This window comes from Klebsiella sp. CN_Kp066 (genome assembly GCF_040065135.1).
Taxonomy (GTDB): domain Bacteria; phylum Pseudomonadota; class Gammaproteobacteria; order Enterobacterales; family Enterobacteriaceae; genus Klebsiella; species Klebsiella oxytoca.
In genome coordinates, this window is the sequence record NZ_JBEAIU010000023.1 from 469,936 (window position 1) to 487,653 (window position 17,718).

Here is a 17,718-nt window from a genome sequence, read left to right on the forward strand (position 1 = left end):
TACCCCCGGGGCCGGCATCTTATGCTGCGGACAAATAAATACAGAGGACGCAGTATGTCACAGGCAATTCAGCATAATTCTCAGGTCTCGATGACCCGCCACCCGGATTTTCTACGCACCGCCGAGACGCTCCGGCCCGCGCTACGCCGCCAGGCGTACCCGCCGATCGCCGTGGTGGAAGCCCACGCCGACGCCACGGCGCTGTTTGGCTGGCGCGCCGAACCGGTAAGTTCCCCGGCCGCGTTTTACCAGCGCGAGCTGAGCAGCGGCGATAGCGTCATTATTGATTTTGGCAGCCACTTTGTTGGCTACCTGCATTTTCTCTGTCAGAGCGTCGGGAGCCCACCGGACGCTCCGGCCCATCTGCAGTTCACCTTCGGCGAAACGCTGAGCGAAGTGTGTGAGCCGTTCAGCGATTACCAGGGCTGGCTAAGCAGCAGCTGGCTGCAGCAGCAGGATCTGTGGCTTGATGTCCTGCCGGCCGAAGTTGATCTGCCGCGCCGCTACTGCTTCCGCTATCTGAAGGTGGAGGTCAAAGCCGTGTCGCGCAAGTTTCGTCTGCAGTTCAACCAGATTCAGGTGAATGCCGTTACCTCCGCCAGCGGCGCATGCCCGGCAGCGACAACCGCCGACCCGCAGCTCAAGGCCATCGACAGCGTTGCCGTTCTGACCCTGCAAAACTGCATGCAGGAGGTGTTTGAGGATGGCCCCAAACGCGACCGCCGCCTGTGGCTCGGCGATTTACGTTTGCAGGCGCTGGTGAACGATGTGACCTTCGCCCGTCACGATTTAGTACGCCGCTGCCTGTACCTTTTCGCCGGGCATACTCGTGAGGACGGTATGGTATCGGCCAACGTGTTCGTGCAGCCGGATGTCATTGCTGACGATACCTTTCTTTTTGATTATTCTCTATTTTTTGTTGACGTTCTCTACAACTATCTGCAAAGCGCGGAGGATATTGCTACGGCCCGCGAGCTGTGGCCCACGGCCCGTCGTCAGATTGAACTGGCGCTGAAACGCTGCGACGCCTACGGGGTTGTGCGCGATAGCGACGACTGGTGGGTGTTTATCGACTGGCAGGCATCGCTGAATAAACAGGCTGCAGCGCAGGGCGTGCTGATTTACTGCCTGCAGCGCGCCGTCTGGCTGGCCGAGCGTTTCGAACCTGAGCTGGCCGTCAGCTATCGCCAGCGTTTACAGCAGCTTAAAGCTGCGGCCCTCGATGTCTTATGGGACGAGCAGCAAGGCTTCTACATCAGCGGCGAGCAGCGGCAGGTCTCATGGGCATCGCAAATCTGGCTGGTACTGGCGGAAGTCGGTACTCCTCAGCAGCGCCGGGAGATCATGCATAATCTGGAGCAAAATCCCCCCGCGATCGCCATGAACACGCCATACCTGCGTCACCACTATATTGCCGCCCTTCTGCAGTGCGGGCTGCGCGACGACGCTATTGCGCAGATCAAAGCCTACTGGGGAGCAATGGTCGACTACGGTGCCGATACCTTCTGGGAAATCTTCGACCCGGCGCATCCTGATTTTTCCCCTTATGGCAGCAAGCTGATAAACAGTTATTGCCATGCGTGGAGCTGCACCCCGGCCTGGTTTATTCGCCAGTACGGACTTTAACAACAACGATAAGCGAGTTTACTTTTATGGCAGAAACAACCTTTACCCTTTGGCGGCAGCGCCTTGGCTATGGCATCGCCGACCTCTCCTGCAACCTTGTGTGGCAGATGATCTCTCTTTATCTGATGTTCTTTTACACCGATGTGATGGGCCTGCCCGCTTATTACGTAGGCCTGATGTTCCTCGTGACGCGCCTGGTGGATGGCGTTGCCGACGTGCTAATGGGGCTGGTTATCGACAATACCGCCACCCGCTGGGGGCGCTGCCGTCCGTATCTGCTGATTGGCGCGATCCCCTTCGGACTGCTGTGTATTCTGGCCTTTTACGTGCCTGATTTTGGCACTACCGGTAAGCTGATCTACGCTTTTGTCACCTATCTGTGTCTGTCGTTTCTCTATACCCTCGTTAATATTCCATTCTGCGCCATGCTGCCGTTTCTGACGAACGACTCGCGGGAGCGCACGACGCTGTCGGCGGTGCGCATTCTGCTCGGCTCGCTCGGCGCGACTATTGTCGCGGTCGCCACTCTGCCGCTGGTTGGCGCGCTGGGGAAAGGCAATCAGGAGCACGGCTTCTTCTATACGGCGGTGATTTTCGGCGTTATTGCCACCTTTTTTCTGCTGGTGAGCTTCCGGAACGTTAAGGAAAATATCAGTATTACTCAGGAGCGCATGACCTTAAAACGCGCCTGGGTCAGCCTGCGCGCCAACCGACCGTGGTTCGTCTTCGCCATCAATATTTTCCTGATGTGGGGCGCGTTTTTCTTCCAGACCGGGGCGCTGGTCTACTTCTTCCATTATTACGTCGGTAATAACGATCTCACGGCGATCGTCGCCGGGATCTCCACCTTCGTTCCTCTGCTGGGTACCCTCACCGTTCCGCTGCTCGCCAGCCGGATGAAAAAGCGCCACGTCTATCTGGTCGCCAGCGCGATCAACCTGGTCGGCATGGGCATGATGATGGCGGCAGGCGTTAACAGCTGGGGTCTGGTTGCCGGAGCGGTCGTACTCTCGCTTGGCGCCGGACAGCGCACGGCAATTTACTTCTCTATGCAAGCCGATCCGGTGGATTACGGAGTATGGAAAACCGGCATCAATACCGCCGGCATTTTGACCTCTATCAACGGCTTTCTTGGCAAGGTGGCGATGGCGGGCGCGGGAGCCATTACCGGGGTCCTGCTCTCATCCGGCGGTTATATCGCTAACCAGACGCAAAGCGACGGCGCGATGCTGGCGATAAAAGCCTGCTACCTCTATATCCCGGCGCTGCTGATTGTGGCTTCAATGCTGTGGATTGGTCGCTTCTACCGACTCGACGACCAGTACGAGCAGATCCGCGCCGACCTTGACGCTGGACGCCGTGCGCCGTCGAACCCATCGTCCGTTGCTGGAGAAAACCACGCCCTGTAAGGCGCAGCACCCCCTACATACCTCTGAAAAAATAAGGATTGATATGCGTATCTCTTTGATTAGCGCAGCGGTTTGCTGCGCCCTTTTTTCGGCTTACGGCGCGAGTGCGGCCCCGCTCACCGTCGAACAACGGCTAGCGCAGCTGGAGGCCCGGCTTAATCATGCGGAGCAGGAGGCCGGAGAGGCCAAACGTCGGGCGCAGCAGGCGGAGCTGCGCACCAGCGCCGCGGAACAACGCGCGGCGGCAGCGGAAAAGCAGGTGCAGACCCTCAGTCAGCGCACCGCAGCGACCGAGCAAAAGCAGCAGGCTGCTGACAAACAGCTGGCGAAAAGCAGCCTCAGCGATGGCTTCGAGTTCAACGCCTACGCGCGCTCCGGGATGCTGGTTGACAGCCATGGTAAAGGCGCGCGCGGCGGCCCGGGTGTCTCCCCGGCCAGTTCGCTCAACGGCGATGCCCACGTTGGCCGTCTCGGCAACGAGAAAGATAACTACGTGGAGCTCAGCTTCGGCAAAAAAATGACCTTCAGCGACGGGTCATGGGCGCACTTTAAAACCATGCTTGCCGACGGGGCAACCAACCCGGATCCATGGGTACAGGATAACGACAGCCACCACATGAACGTGCGTCAGCTGTACGTCGAGATGGGCAATTTCGCCGATTTTTCCGGGCCGTTCAGGAGCGCTTCCATCTGGGCGGGCAAGCGTTTCGACCGCGATAATTTCGATATCCACTTTACCGATAGCGATATTATGTTCCTCGGCGGTACCGGCGGCGGGATCAATGACGTGATGTGGGGTGATACGCTGCGCGGCGATTACTCGGTCTATGCGCGTAACTTCGGCGATCTGGGTAGCGATAACTACCAGGATAACGATATACAGAACCTGATGTTCACCGCCAACCACTTCTGGAACAACTGGCAGCTGATGACCACGGCGATGACCGCCCAGGGCAATGATGACCTGAAAGATAATACCTCGACCACCGGCAGTTACGCTCTGCGCAGCGATAATACGGCGAAACACGGCTACTACGCGATGCTGGCGTATCACGACAAACAGCAATTCTATGGCCTCGCGCCGGGCGTATCGGAGAGCGCCCTGCAGTACGGCGGCGGGCTGGGCGCCGAGGCGCGCCAGCCCGGCAGCGATGGCGATCTTACCGAGAACGCTAAGTCCCTGCGTTTTGCGTCCTACGGCATTTTGCCGTTGGGGAAAAACTGGCAGCTTGCACCATCGGTTATCGCCCAGCATAGTGAAGATCGCTACCGCGATGGCGACCGCTACGATTGGGCAACCTTTAACCTGCGGGTTTCCCAGGGCATCACCCGCAACTTCGCCCTGCTATACGAGGCGTCCTGGCAATATATGGACCTGAATCCCAACGGCCGAACCTATCGCTACGACAGCGGCGTGCATCAATACCAGGCGGTGAGCGGCGATTTTTACAAGCTGACCTTCGCCCCGACGTTCAAAGTTGGCGATGTGTTTGATATCAAAGCGAGGCCGGAGATACGTTTCTTTGTCACGTGGATGAATTGGGATAAAGACCTGGATCGTTATGCGATCAACGATGATTTCGGCAGTAAAGGCTTTACCGCCGGAGGAAACTGGAACTTTGGCGTGCAGACGGAGATTTGGTTTTAATACATCAGCCCTGGCACCTCTTCCCGGGGGCGGCGCACAGCGCCTGCCCGGGCTACCGGACCGCAGACCGCTGAGAACGCGTAGCCCGGACAGATGCGCAGCATCGCCTCCGGGATATTCTGCCACTCCGCACTCTCTCCCGGGGGGCACACAGCGCCTGCCCGGGCTACCGGATAGCAGACCACTGAGAACGCGTAGCCCGGACAGATGCGCAGCATCGCCTCCGGGAAAGAAAGCGGGTTACATGCTATAACCCGGTTTTTTAATCAGCTGTTCCATCTGCGGGGCGATTTCGCTGTCCCACACCTGTTGCCAGTCGCTCTCTTTAATTTCATTCAGGGCCACGCTCACCGAGCGTTCTTTGCTGTTGAGATGGCGAATCACCACCTCGGTAATATCGGCGGCCAGCGCCGCTTTTTGTTCATCATTCAGGTCGCGGGGAAAACATTTAATATCAATATGCGGCATAGCAGGCTCCTTTATTGTCAGGATGATAAAGCTAGCATAACCCGCATCATCTGGATCGCTTTTTGTGCTTTAAATCAGTTCGTTGCGGCGAAGAACGGCTTCGAGTTTGGGATGGCGATAAACCGCATCCGCCACGGCGACGAATTTTGGCGTTTGCGCCGTAAACCACTCCCGTCGCGGGCCCCAGGCACACATCGCGGCAATATAGCAGTCCAGCAGAGTTATTTCCGCCCCCAGCGCATACGGCGCGGCGGCAAGCTGCTCCTCCAGCCACAGATAAAGCGATTTGCGATAGCTGATGCAGCTTTCCCGCAGCTGCTCTGGCGCATCGGCGGCCCAGCGCTCCGGGTAATCCGCAAAGGTAAAGGTGGGATAAACGTTCGCCACCAGCCAGATGAGCAGACGCTGAAAGGCATGCCGCTGCGGCGATCCCGGCGCCGGAGCCAGATCCGGTCGCACGTCGAGGATCATCAGAGCAATCGCCGCGGATTCGGTCATCATGCTGCCATCTTCAAGCGTGAGGGTCGGCACCTGACACAGTGGGTTAATCTGCTTGAGACGGTCGCGCTGCAGGCCCGGTTGGTCAAAGCCCTCAACGTTGACAAAATGGTACGGGATATCGGCCAGCGTCAGCATCAGTTCGCTTATCGTTGAACCCCAGCCGGGTACGCCATAGACGGTGATCATATTCTGCGCCCTCAAGAAATTTGCCGCCCGTGAACAGAGCGGCGACGGGTTTAGCAACCTTGCAGTATAGGTTTGATTGAGCAATGTCGCTATGGAGTCCCCCTCGCCCAGGCTAAACCACAGCGCTACGCCGACTCACGCGCCACCAGGTGAAAGCCAATATCAATAATCGCGTCCCCTTCTTCTCCGCCTTCTATGCGGTCGGCAAGCAGCGTAGCCGCCTGCTCGCCAATGGCGTGACGGTCGACGCTGACGGTGGTGATCGCCGGACGATTGCTGGCGGCGAAATCCAGATCGCCAAAGCCGATCACCGCCAGATTCTGCGGCACGCGCAGCCCCCGGCTTTCCGCTTCCATAATCGCTCCCTGGGCAAGGGTGTCGGAACTGCAGACGATAACGTCAAACTCGCCACCGGCGAGCAGTTCGCCCAGCCCGCGTCGCCCCAGCGCCAGCGATGCCGGAAGCGGCACCTCGACCTGCGGGGCAACGTTAATTCCACTTTTGGCCAGCCGGGCCAGGAGCCCCTGCTTTCGCAACGTCGCGCGCGCATCGCCTGCCCATAGCAGTCCCGGACGACGGTAGCCTTTTTCCAGCAAATATTCGCCAATGGTTTCACCGACTTTTTCATGCGAAAAACCAACCAGCATATCCAGCGGCGTCGGGGTGAGATCCCAGATTTCCACCACCGGCGTGGCGGCGTTGAGGATCGTCCTCTTTAACGCCGGAGCGTGCTGAATACCGGTCAACACCACGCCATCCGGACGCCGGGAGAGTAAGGTTGCTACCAGCTCGGCTTCGGTCTGACGGCTATAGCCCGCCACGCACAGCAGCATATGATAGCCGCGCGCCGCCAGGGTATCGCTCAGCGCCTGGATGGTATCGACAAACATATTGTTATTGATTTGCGGCACCACCACCGCCACCAGTTTGCTGCGCCTGGAGGCCAGGCCGCCGGCCAGCGCATTGGGGATATAACCCGTGGCCTGCACCGCCTGCATCACTTTCTCTACCGTTTTTGGCCTTACCAGCTGCGGCGTATTCAGCGCCCGACTGACCGTCATCGACGACAACCCGGCGCTGCGGGCCACATCATCCAGCGTCGGCGCGCGCGTCGGTTTTCTGCTTTTCACGGCTAAGCCCCTGTGTTGAGTCGTTTCCTGTGGCCATTATTGATGATGGTCCAGGCAATTGCCAGCGCCCGTCCGTATATCCCCAATAGAATCAACGACCTGCCGAATTAAATGTTATCGCTATCATTATGATTTGTGAATTTTCACAAACCTTTTTGGAACGTGACCTGCGCTGCATAATTTTACCCTTTATAACCGCTAATTGTGATCGTTTGTACAAATTAAAATCACTGTCGTAGCACCAGGATAATTTCAGGATTAAAAATGTTAGCGCAAACATTTTACCACTAAAAAGGAACTGACTATGACCTCGAGCGCAAATTCCGACTCCGTGACCTACGCCAAAGCTTCCGGCGTCAAAACCGCCGCTGAAACCGGCGACCGCATTGAACATGTCAAACTGTCGCTGGCCTTTCTGCCGCTGGCCACCCCCGTTAGCGATGCAAAGGTTCTGACCGGTCGGCAAAAACCGCTGACCGAAGTGGCGATCATCATCGCGGAAATCCGCTCCCGGGACGGCTTTGAAGGCGTTGGCTTCAGCTATTCCAAACGCGCGGGCGGCCAGGGCATTTACGCCCATGCAAGGGAGATTGCCGATAATCTGCTCGGCGAAGACCCGAATGATATCGACAAGATCTACACCAAACTGCTGTGGGCCGGGGCTTCCGTAGGTCGTAGCGGCATGGCGGTGCAGGCAATCTCCCCTATCGATATTGCGCTGTGGGATATGAAAGCCAAACGCGCCGGGCTACCGCTGGCGAAACTGCTCGGTTCGCATCGCGATTCCGTGCAGTGTTACAACACCTCCGGCGGCTTCCTGCATACCCCGCTGGAGCAGGTGTTGAAAAACGTGGCTATCTCACGCGAGAACGGGATTGGCGGGATAAAACTGAAAGTCGGTCAGCCGAATACCGCTGAGGATATTCGCCGTCTGACGGCAGTACGCGAAGTCCTGGGCGATGACTTCCCGCTGATGGTGGACGCCAACCAGCAGTGGGACCGTGAAACCGCTATCCGCATGGGGCGCAAAATGGAGCAGTTCAATCTGATCTGGATTGAAGAGCCCCTTGACGCCTACGATGTGGAAGGCCACGCACAGCTCGCCGCCGCGCTGGATACGCCGATTGCCACCGGCGAGATGTTGACCAGCTTCCGCGAACATGAGCAGCTGATCCTCGGCAACGCCAGCGACTTCGTGCAGCCCGATGCGCCGCGCGTCGGCGGCATCTCCCCGTTCCTGAAGATTATGGATCTGGCGGCGAAGCACGGTCGCAAGCTGGCCCCACACTTTGCGATGGAGGTACACCTGCATCTCGCCGCCGCCTACCCGCTCGAGCCCTGGCTGGAGCACTTCGAGTGGCTGAACCCGCTGTTTAACGAACAGCTGGAACTGCGCGACGGGCGGATGTGGGTTTCCGAACGCCACGGTCTGGGCTTCACCCTGAGCGAACAGGCCCGCCGCTGGACCCAGCAAAGCTGCGAGTTTGGCAAACGCCCTTAACCGAATTCCCCGCATGGCGGCATAAGGGCTACAGGCCGCGTAGCCCGGCAAGGCGCATCAAGCGCCGCCCCCGGGAGAATACCGCATTCTCCCGGGGGCGATGCTGCGCATCTGTCCGGGTTACCGGTCCGCGGACGACTGAAAACCCGTAGGCCTGCCGGGGAAATACCTCTTATTGGCTGTACCCACAATAAACAACCCTGCAAAGGAGTTGAAGATGACTACACCCTTAAAACGCAGCAACGTGCGTTACGGCATATTACTGTTTTTATTTCTGGCTACCGTATTTAATTATGCCGACCGGGCAACGCTGTCCGTTGTCGCGCCTATTATGAGCAAAGAGTTAGGTTTTGATCCCGAGGCGATGGGGCTGGCTTTTTCAGTTTTTGGCATCTCCTACGTCATTATGCAAATACCCGGCGGCTGGCTGCTGGATAAATATGGTTCGCGGCTGGTCTACGGCTGCGCGCTGATTGGCTGGTCAGTCGTCACCATGTTTCAGGGAACGATCTATCTGTTCGCCAGCCCACTGATTGTACTGGTGATTCTGCGCCTGATGATGGGCGCGATAGAAGCCCCCGCCTTTCCCGCCAACAGCCGTCTGAGCGTACAGTGGTTTCCCAATAAAGAGCGCGGGTTCGTCACTTCGGTCTATCAGGCCGCGCAGTATATTTCCCTGGGGATTATTACGCCGCTAATGACGATTATTCTGCATAATTTAAGCTGGCACTATGTATTTTATTATATTGGCGCTATCGGCGTGGTGCTGGGGATATTCTGGCTGGTAAAAGTAAGAGATCCCTCTCATCATCCAAAAATTAACCAACAGGAGCTCGACTATATTCGCGAAGGCGGCGGCGAGCCGGAATTAGGCACGAAAAAAACGCAGCAGAAATTAACCCTCGCGCAAATCAAAAGCGTCTGCGTCAATCGTATGATGATCGGGGTATATATTGGCCAGTTCTGCGTGACGTCAATCACCTGGTTCTTCCTGACCTGGTTTCCGACCTATCTTTACCAGGCCAAAGGCATGTCGATTCTCAAGGTCGGCTTCGTCGCCAGCATCCCGGCCATTGCCGGATTTATCGGCGGCCTGCTGGGCGGCGTGTTCTCGGACTGGCTGCTGAAACGCGGCTATAGCCTGACGACCGCCCGCAAGTTGCCGGTGATCTGCGGCATGCTGCTCTCCTGCGTCATTGTGGTCGCCAACTACACCACTTCGGAAGTGGTGGTGATCGCCGCCATGAGCCTGGCTTTCTTTGCTAAAGGGTTCGGTAACCTCGGCTGGTGCGTGCTGAGCGACACATCACCCAAGGAGATGCTGGGAATTGCCGGTGGGGTGTTCAATATGTGCGGCAACCTGGCGAGTATTATCACGCCGCTGGTTATCGGCGTGATCCTCGCTAATACTCACTCCTTCGATTACGCCATCCTGTACGTCGGTTCCATGGGCGTACTGGGCCTGTTCTCCTACCTGTTTATCGTCGGGCCGCTGGATCGCTTAACGCTGACCCCGCGCGCCGCCTGATTTAAAACTCTGGCGAGCCTTCGCCTCCGCTGTTTCGCATCACACTCCTGCGAAACAGCGGTTTTTTAGTAGGTAATCCCCGGCGGATTCACCTCCGATTGTCTCACCTCTTCGCCCTGCTCACCCCAGCGGGCCAGCACTTTCTGATACTCTCCGCGCGCTATCGCGCCATCCAGCGCGGCCTGAAGCGCATAGACCAGTCCGTTACCCTTCCTGGTGGTGGTGGCGACATAAGCCTTTTTTGGCCCCAGCCCGACAACTTTGGTTTTACCGCTGAGCGCCGCTTTGTAAGCGGCTACCGACTGCGGCCCAAAAAACACGTCCGCGCGACCGGACTGAATATAGAGATTGCCCGAAGCGTCATCGGTCAGGTAGACCGGTAGCGCAGGTTGTCGCCCGGCGGCTTCGTTTTCGGCGTTCCAGCCGAGCAAAATTCGCTCCTGGTTGGTCCCGGACCCGACAATCACTTTTTTACCAGCGAGATCCGCCGGACCGCTCACGCTGGCGATGTCGCTGGTCGATTTTACGGAAAAGGCCAGCGAATCGACGCGATAGGTGGCAAAATCAAACTTCGCTTTCCGCTGCTCGGTTACCGCAATATTCACCAGCGCCACGTCGTAGCGCCCGGAAGTAATCCCCAACGGCCAGTCCTCCCAGGCGGTGGGCACCAGCTTTAGCTTCAGCCCGAGGCTGCCGGCCAGCAGTCGGGCGATATCCGGGTCGCTGCCGATACGCGTGCGGTTATCGCTGGCCAGCAGCGCCAGCGGCGGCGAGTTGAGCGCTGAAATCGCCACCGTTAAAGTACCCGGTTCGACGAAGACGTAATCCGCCGGGATCTTCGCCACCGCCTGCTCATCGCGGGTTACCGGCAGCGGCTGCTCGTTGGCGCGCAGGTCGATAGCCGCCTGCGATGCCGCAGATAAAGAGAGTAACGCCAGGGTCAAAAATCCGTTTTTCATGCCGCTAATACCCTCGATAAAAACTGCTGCGTACGCGGGTGCTGCGGATGGTTCAGCACATTGTCGCTGCTGCCCTGCTCGACTATCTTGCCGTCGACCATAAACACCACCCGATCCGCCACCTCTTTCGCAAAGCCAATTTCGTGGGTGACCACGACCAGCGTGGTGCCGGAGCGCGCCAGCTTTTTAATCACATCCAGCACTTCCCCCACCAGCTCCGGGTCAAGCGCGGAGGTGGGTTCATCAAACAGCATCACTCGCGGGTTAAGCGCCAGCGCCCGGGCAATGGCGATGCGCTGCTGCTGACCGCCGGACAGGTGCCGCGACCAGGCGTCGGCTTTATTGCGTAGTCCAACTACGTCCAGCAGTTCGTACGCCCGCGCGATAGCCTCCTTACGGGTCGCCTGTTTATGGGCGATGGGGGCTTCAATCAGGTTTTCCAGCACCGTCAGGTGCGGGAACAGGTTGAAGTTCTGAAACACGTAGCCAACGTTGATCCGCTGGCGAAGGATCTCCTTCTCTTTCAGTTCGTAGAGCTTGTCGCCTTTACGGCGATAACCGATATAGTCGCCATCGATCTGAATAAAGCCTTCATCAACGCGCTCCAGATGATTGATCGCCCGCAGCAGCGTCGATTTTCCCGAACCGGACGGCCCGAGGATCACCGTCACCGTACCGGGTGCTATTTCCAGCGATACATCGTCCAGCGCTTTATGGCGGCCAAAGTATTTGCTGACGCCGGTAATGGAGATATGACCGTTACGAGAGTTGAGCATGGGCGGACTCCTGCGGTTGGGGACGATGAACGGTTTCAACAACGCGACGGCTGCTGCGGGCGCTATTAACCGCCGAGCGGCGCTCGCTGCGGGCCAGGCCGCGCTCGACCAGATACTGAATCAGCGACAGCACGCTGGTGATCGCCAGGTACCAGGCGGCGCCGACCATCAGCAGGGGGATCACTTCCTGGGTGCGGTTATAGATCATCTGGATGGTGTAAAACAGCTCCGGCATCGCCAGCACGTAAACCATCGCCGTCCCCTTGGCGAGGCTGATAATTTCGTTAAAACCCGCCGGTAAAATGGTGCGCAGCGCCTGCGGCAGGATAATGCGCAGCGTGCGGCGGCTGGCCGGAAGCCCCAGTGCCGCCGCCGCTTCATACTGCCCGTGATCGACCCCGAGGAAACCGCCGCGAATAATTTCGGCGGTGTAGGCGCTTTGTACCAGGGTCAGCCCGACAACGGCGGTAGAAAACTGCCCCAGCACGCTAATGGTCTCAAAGCTGGCCCAGCGAATAGCGGTGAACGGAATGCCGATCGACAGGGTGTCGTAAAGATAAGAGAAGTTGTAGAGAATAATCAGCACCACGATCAGCGGCAGCGAGCGAAACAACCAGATATAGCCCCAGGCAAGGCTGCTCAGCAGCCATGAACTGGAGAGTCGCGCCAGCGCCAGCAGTCCGCCGAAGATAACGCTGAGCGCCGTCGCCAGCAGGGTCAACAGCAGCGTCTGCCCGAGGCCTTCGAGGATCACCGGGTCAAAGAACCAGCGGGCAAAGACGCCCCACTCCCAGCGCGGGTTAAAGGCAACTGATTGAATCACCACCGCCAGCACCAGCAGCGCCAGCACCGCGCCCACTGCCCGCAGCGGATAGCGCGCGGGGACAACCTTAATCGTTTCCTGAGTATGCATATTGGCTCCTTAAGCGCTCTGGCTCAGCGCGCTGACCGCCAGCGCTTTCGTAAAGCGCAGCCGACCATCGAACGGCGGCAAACTGTACTCTTCCGGATCGCGGTTGAGGTCAAACTGCGCCTCGTAGCCCTGGCTCAGATAGAGCCGCACCGCTTCCGGCTGACGAAAACCGGTCGTCAAAAAGATATGGCTGTAGCCTGCCAGCAGCGCCCGACGTTCCAGCTCCTGCACCACTTTCGCCGCCAGCCCCTGCTGGCGCAGACGACGAAGGGTCCAGATCCGTTTGATTTCTGCCGTATGGGCATCTTTCGGTTTATACGCGCCGGTAGCGATAATTTCCCCCTCCCGCTCCAGCACGATAAATAGCCCCTGCGGCGCCAGATACCATTCAGTCAGCTCGACTTCGGCATCGCGGGAAAAGTAGTCGCCGTAGCGCGCGGCGTACTCGCCGAACAGGCCCTCAATAATCGGCTGCAGCTCCGGCGCTTCCGGAGAGACATCGCGGAATAGATCGCTCATCATGCCTCCTGTTAATCGCCGAGTCCGGCCGGGTTAATTTCCGATTGCGGGATGCTCTCCACGCCTTCGCCCCAGCGACTCAGCACCTTCGCGTAATCGCCGCTGCGGATAGCGCCGTTCAGCGCCGTCTGTACCGGTTCAACCAGACCGCTGCCTTTTTTCACCGTCACGGCGATATGCGCCGCCTTCGGCCAGCCGCCGTCAACGCTGCCCACCAGCCTGGTTTTGCCGGTCAGCGCCGCTTTCCACGCGCCGATTACGTTCGGGCCGAAGAAGGCGTCGGCTCGCCCGGACTGCAGCGCCAGGGTCTGGGCGGCGTCGTCTTTGGTGTAGACCGGCGTAAACGGCTTCAGCCCCTTCTTGAGATTCTCGGCGTTCCACGCCAACAAAATCGCTTCCTGGTTGGTGCCGGAGCCGACGATAATCCGCAGCCCGGCAATATCTTCGGCTTTTTCAATTTTGCTCAGCGGACTGGTGCTCTTGACGTAAAAACCCAGCGAATCTTTGCGGTAGGTGGCGAAATCAAACTTCTCTTTGCGCTCTTTGGTCACGGTGATATTGCTGACCGCCGCATCATATTTGCCGGAGGCGACGCCGAGCGGCCAGTCTTCCCACGAGGTGGGCACCACGTTTAGCTCCAGCCCGAGGCTGTCGGCCACCAGGCGGGCGATATCCACCTCGCTGCCGAGCAGGGTTTTGTTATCATCAGAAAACACGGTCAGCGGCGGCGAATTCAGCGCGGCGACCGCGACGGTCAGCTTACCCGGCACCGCCAGGTGGAGACCCTTCGGCAGTTGGGCGATAGCCTGCGGATTTTTTGCCGTGTGAATCGGCGTTTTGTTGGCTTCGAGGCTCACGCCGGTGCCGTTGATCGTGACGTTCTGCGCCCAGGATGACGCGCTCACGGCCAGCGCCAGCGCCAGTAATAGCGATTTTTTCTGCATTTTCTGCATAGCGGGTGTTCTCTATTATTGTTTTTGGAATTGATTGACGGGCTCTGCCAGCCCTAAACTTTCGCGCAGCGTGGTGCCGGGATATTCTTCACGGAATAATCCACGCTGCTGCAGGATCGGTACCACCTGGTCCACAAAGCGCGGGAAGGTATCCGGCGTACCGCCCTGGATAATAAAACCGTCCGCCGCGCGCTGTTCAAACCACTGCTGTAGCCCATCTGCCACCTCTGCGGCGGTTCCGGCAAAACGCGGTCGCGGGCTGGCTGCCTCCAGCGCGACCTGGCGCAGGGTCAGGCCGCGTTCGCGGGCGTTGCGTTTAATCTCATCGGTGGTGCTGCGAAAGCTGTTCTGCCCGAGGTCACCGATATCCGGGAACGCCTCATCCAGCGGATATTGGGCGAAATCGTGATGCTCAAAATAGCGGCCGAGATAATTCAGCGCGTCCTCAATCGATACCAGCGCGGCGGTGGTCTGGTATTGCTGTTCCACATCGTCGGCGCTATCGCCAACGATCACGCTGACGCCCTGGAAAATGTGTAGTTCGCTCTCCCGGCGGCCGTACGCGTCGAGCTGGCTTTTGACGTCGCGATAAAAGGCCTGCGCTTCCGCCAGCGATTCCTGATGGGTAAAAATAGCGTCGGCATGGCTGGCGGCTAATTTTTTACCGTCTTCGGAAGCGCCCGCCTGAAAGATAATGGGTCGGCCCTGCGGCGTGCGGGCAATATTTAGCGGGCCGGCCACTTTGAAGAAATCACCGTGATGATTAAGCGTATGCAGCTTATTTTTATCAAAGAACTGGCCGCTCTCTTTATTACGAATAAACGCGTCCTGTTCCCATGAATCCCACAGGCCTTTAACGACCTGAAGATATTCATCGGCGATGCGGTAGCGCAGCGCATGATCGGGATGCTGCGCCCGGGAGAAGTTTTTCGCTGAGCCTTCGAGCGGCGATGTCACCACGTTCCAGCCAGCGCGTCCTCCGCTCAGATGATCGAGGCTGGCGAACTGGCGAGCGGTGGTAAAGGGCTCGCTGTAGGAGGTCGACAAGGTGCCGACGAGGCCTAAACGCGAGGTTACCGCTGCAAGGGTGGATAATACGGTGAGTGGTTCAAAACGGTTTAAAAAATGCGGGATCGATTTTTCATTAATATATAAGCCATCGGCAACAAAAATAAAATCGAGCTTGCCCTCTTCCGCTTTTAACGCCGTCTGCTTCACGAACTCAAAGTTAATACTGGCGTCGGCCAGCGCGGCCGGATGGCGCCAGGCCGACATATTTCCCGATGCGCCATGTAAGATAGTGCCAATGCGCAGCTGTCGTTGTTCAGACATCGTTAATCCTTAGTCTATGACCCTGAATAATTAAAGTTCTTTCAACGCCTGCTCTGCCAGATCGGCAAAGTAGTGCGCCGCCGGCGCGATTAAGCGCTCATCCGGGTTAAACGCCGGATGGTGAAGACCAAACTCGCTGGCGCTGCCGATGCTGACGAACGCGCCGGGAATATGCTGAAGATAAACGGCGAAATCCTCTCCGCCGAGATGGAGATCCGCATGGTGCGTGCGGTAGCCGGATCGATCGGCCACGTGGCTGGCGAAAGCCGCCCAGCGCTCATCATTGACCAGCGCGGTCGGCCCGGCGTACCAGAAGACATCGATCTGCGCGCCGAAGGCGCTGGCGAAGCCGGCGGCAATCTCGCTCACCCGCGCCTTCACCCGCTGCTGGACTTCGCTGCTGTGGGTGCGCAGCGTTCCTTCCAGCTCGACGCTTTCCGGCAGGACATTCCACGTATTGCCGCCCTGAATCCGCGTGACGCTCAGCACCACGGAATCGAGGGTGTTCACTTCGCGGCTGGCGACGCTTTGCAGCAGGGTCACCAGCTGGCTGGCCAGCAGAATGGCGTCCTTCCCTTCATGAGGCCGGGCGGCGTGAGCGCCTTTGCCGGTCACCTTAAACACAAAGCGATCGACGTTGGCATAAAACGCGCCGCCTCGGGTGGCGAATTCCCCCACCGGCAGCCCCGGTTCATTATGCATACCGAAAATGGCGGAAACGCCCTCCAGCACGCCGGCGCGAATCAGGGTTTTCGCGCCGCCGAAGCTCTCCTCCGCCGGCTGGAACAGAATGCGGACGCGTCCCGCCAGCTGCGCTTCGCGTTGTTTCAGTAGTAAGGCCGCGCCAAGGATCACGCTGGTATGAATATCATGCCCGCAGGCGTGCATCACGCCGGCATTCAGCGAGCGAAACGGCACGCTGGCCGCCTCTTCGATCGGCAGCGCATCAATATCGGCACGCAGGGCAATCACCTTATTGCCGCTCCCAACCTCGGCAACCGCGCCGGTTTTCAGATCATATGGCAACAGGCTGATGCCGCCGCTTTGTAGCCAGTCGCGAATACGCGCGGTGGTGTCGACCTCCTGCAGCGAAAGTTCCGGATACTGATGCAGCTCGCGCCGCCAGCGAATTAACTGTTCAGCAAGGCTCATGGCTGGACCTCCGCGCTCAGATGCGCCCGGGCCAACAGACGCAGGGAGTTAAGGCGCGCCGCGCCGTCGCTAATGGGCGTGTCGATAATAAATTCGTCGATGTTCCACGCCGACTGCAAGGCATCCAGCTGCGCTTTCACCTGCTCGGGGGTGCCGAACAGCACGGCCGATTCCCGCCGGGCGATACGCGTCGGCCTGCTGCCCGCCTGACGGGCAAAGGCGGCCGCCTGCGCTTCGCTGCCGACGGTCACCCGCTGACCGTTTTCCAGCTCAACGCCCCATGCTTCGACGGATTTTGCCAGCGCCGCGGCCGCTGCGGCCTCTTCGGCCACAATAACCTGAACGGCGATAATGGCGTCGCGACGGCTCAGTTCGCGCCAGCGGGTTAACACCTCCCGCAGCAGTTGCTTATCGCCGTTGAGATGGGCGGCGAAGACGAAGTTCCAGTCCAGCTGCGCCGCCAGCTGCGCGCTCTCCAGGCTGGCGCCGAGCAGAAAACCGTCGGCGCGACGCGGCGGGATTGGGGTTGCGCGGACGCTCTCTTCACCATCGGTTTCGGTCAGCGACAGCCAGTTGTCGAGCTGCGCCAGCTGGTCGGCAAAACTCCCCTTTTGCTGGAGATTAAGTCCCTGCTGCAACGCGCGAGTGGAGAGCGGCAGTCCGCCGGGGGCTTTGCCCACGCCCAGATCCACGCGGCCCGGGGCAAGAGAAGCCAGCATATTGAAGTTCTCCGCCACCTTATATGGGCTGTAGTGCTGCAGCATAACGCCGCCGGAGCCAACGCGAATGCTGCGGGTCTGGCCGAGGATCCAGGCAATCGCCAGTTCCGGCGACGGGCTGGCGAGCTGGTCGGTGTTGTGGTGTTCGGCGATCCAGAAACGGTGATATCCCCAGGCTTCCGCCTGTTGCGCGAGCGTTAATGTGCGCGCCAGCGCCTGGGCGGCCGTTTCTCCGGCTGCCAGCGGGCTTTTATCCAGGATACTGATTCGATAGGACATTTCGCAGGCTCATGTGAATTAACATGTCTGCATTATTAGAAGCGCCCGCGGCTGGAGAGAAACAATTTATTTACATGTGCTCTGCCGAAAATTAGATATGCGGTGAGGTAAATGTCCCC

Annotated in this window: 15 protein-coding genes and 1 pseudogene; 5 read left to right on the forward strand and 11 right to left on the reverse strand. The window is 58.7% G+C overall.

The features are described from left to right. The first annotated feature begins 54 nt into the window (after positions 1-54). Genes ABLV75_RS05120 through ABLV75_RS05130 form a run of 3 tightly spaced genes read left to right on the forward strand, consistent with a single transcriptional unit; the run spans position 55 to position 4,683 of the window. Positions 55-1,626 (forward strand): family 78 glycoside hydrolase catalytic domain, encoded by a 1,572-nt coding sequence (locus ABLV75_RS05120; RefSeq protein ID WP_004101890.1) that lies wholly within the window; start codon positions 55-57, stop codon positions 1,624-1,626. Between the two features lie 26 nt (positions 1,627-1,652). Beyond that, positions 1,653-3,035: a glycoside-pentoside-hexuronide (GPH):cation symporter gene (locus ABLV75_RS05125; RefSeq protein WP_004101888.1), complete on the forward strand. Its 1,383-nt coding sequence runs from the start codon at positions 1,653-1,655 to the stop codon at positions 3,033-3,035. A gap of 43 nt (positions 3,036-3,078) precedes the next feature. Continuing rightward, positions 3,079-4,683, forward strand: coding sequence for a carbohydrate porin (locus tag ABLV75_RS05130; protein WP_017145939.1), 1,605 nt, complete (start codon positions 3,079-3,081; stop codon positions 4,681-4,683). On the opposite strand, the gene ABLV75_RS05135 is transcribed toward ABLV75_RS05130, so the two are convergent. From ABLV75_RS05135 to ABLV75_RS05150, 4 genes are all read right to left on the reverse strand, one after another. Further along, positions 4,680-4,901, reverse strand: coding sequence for a hypothetical protein (locus ABLV75_RS05135; RefSeq protein WP_017145940.1), 222 nt, complete (start codon positions 4,899-4,901; stop codon positions 4,680-4,682). The genes ABLV75_RS05130 and ABLV75_RS05135 overlap by 4 nt on opposite strands. 22 nt (positions 4,902-4,923) lie before the next feature. Beyond that, positions 4,924-5,151 (reverse strand): tautomerase PptA, encoded by a 228-nt coding sequence (gene pptA / locus ABLV75_RS05140; RefSeq protein ID WP_004101884.1) that lies wholly within the window; start codon positions 5,149-5,151, stop codon positions 4,924-4,926. A 69-nt stretch (positions 5,152-5,220) separates the two neighbouring features. Beyond that, positions 5,221-5,838 carry a glutathione S-transferase family protein gene (locus tag ABLV75_RS05145; RefSeq protein WP_017145941.1) on the reverse strand — a complete coding sequence of 206 codons (618 nt, stop codon included), beginning with the start codon at positions 5,836-5,838 and terminating at the stop codon, positions 5,221-5,223. Between the two features lie 125 nt (positions 5,839-5,963). Further along, complete coding sequence (locus tag ABLV75_RS05150; protein ID WP_017145942.1) at positions 5,964-6,968, reverse strand: LacI family DNA-binding transcriptional regulator; 1,005 nt, start codon at positions 6,966-6,968, stop codon at positions 5,964-5,966. Between the two features lie 304 nt (positions 6,969-7,272). On the opposite strand from ABLV75_RS05150, the gene ABLV75_RS05155 reads away from it, so the two are divergent. Together ABLV75_RS05155 and ABLV75_RS05160 are read left to right on the forward strand one after the other, a co-directional pair. Beyond that, a complete protein-coding gene (locus ABLV75_RS05155) occupies positions 7,273-8,469 on the forward strand; it encodes an L-talarate/galactarate dehydratase (RefSeq protein WP_017145943.1) in 1,197 nt (398 codons plus the stop codon). A 217-nt stretch (positions 8,470-8,686) separates the two neighbouring features. Next, entirely contained in the window at positions 8,687-9,997 is a 1,311-nt protein-coding gene (locus ABLV75_RS05160) for an MFS transporter (RefSeq protein WP_004101876.1), read from the forward strand. 65 nt (positions 9,998-10,062) lie between these two features. Here ABLV75_RS05160 and ABLV75_RS05165 read toward each other — a convergent pair whose 3' ends face one another. The 7 genes and pseudogenes from ABLV75_RS05165 to ABLV75_RS05195 all read right to left on the reverse strand — a co-directional run bounded on the left by ABLV75_RS05165 (position 10,063) and on the right by ABLV75_RS05195 (position 17,599). After that, positions 10,063-10,956, reverse strand: a complete 894-nt coding sequence (locus ABLV75_RS05165) for a transporter substrate-binding domain-containing protein (protein WP_004101874.1) — start codon at positions 10,954-10,956, stop codon at positions 10,063-10,065. After that, the gene (locus tag ABLV75_RS05170; RefSeq protein WP_004101872.1) at positions 10,953-11,732 is read right to left on the reverse strand and encodes an amino acid ABC transporter ATP-binding protein; all 780 of its coding nucleotides are present in this window, start codon (positions 11,730-11,732) and stop codon (positions 10,953-10,955) included. The genes ABLV75_RS05165 and ABLV75_RS05170 overlap by 4 nt, the downstream gene beginning before the upstream one ends. Next, on the reverse strand, positions 11,716-12,645 hold the full coding sequence (locus ABLV75_RS05175) for an amino acid ABC transporter permease (RefSeq protein ID WP_004101870.1): 930 nt from the start codon (positions 12,643-12,645) through the stop codon (positions 11,716-11,718). The genes ABLV75_RS05170 and ABLV75_RS05175 overlap by 17 nt, the downstream gene beginning before the upstream one ends. A gap of 9 nt (positions 12,646-12,654) precedes the next feature. Next, positions 12,655-13,164, reverse strand: coding sequence for a GNAT family N-acetyltransferase (locus tag ABLV75_RS05180; protein WP_004101867.1), 510 nt, complete (start codon positions 13,162-13,164; stop codon positions 12,655-12,657). An 11-nt stretch (positions 13,165-13,175) separates the two neighbouring features. Next, positions 13,176-15,449 (reverse strand): annotated as a pseudogene (locus tag ABLV75_RS05185) (NtaA/DmoA family FMN-dependent monooxygenase). 30 nt (positions 15,450-15,479) lie between these two features. Then, entirely contained in the window at positions 15,480-16,601 is a 1,122-nt protein-coding gene (locus ABLV75_RS05190) for an amidohydrolase (RefSeq protein WP_004101864.1), read from the reverse strand. Then, the gene (locus ABLV75_RS05195; protein WP_004101863.1) at positions 16,598-17,599 is read right to left on the reverse strand and encodes an LLM class flavin-dependent oxidoreductase; all 1,002 of its coding nucleotides are present in this window, start codon (positions 17,597-17,599) and stop codon (positions 16,598-16,600) included. Before ABLV75_RS05195 ends, ABLV75_RS05190 begins: the two co-directional genes overlap by 4 nt. Positions 17,600-17,718 lie beyond the last annotated feature (119 nt).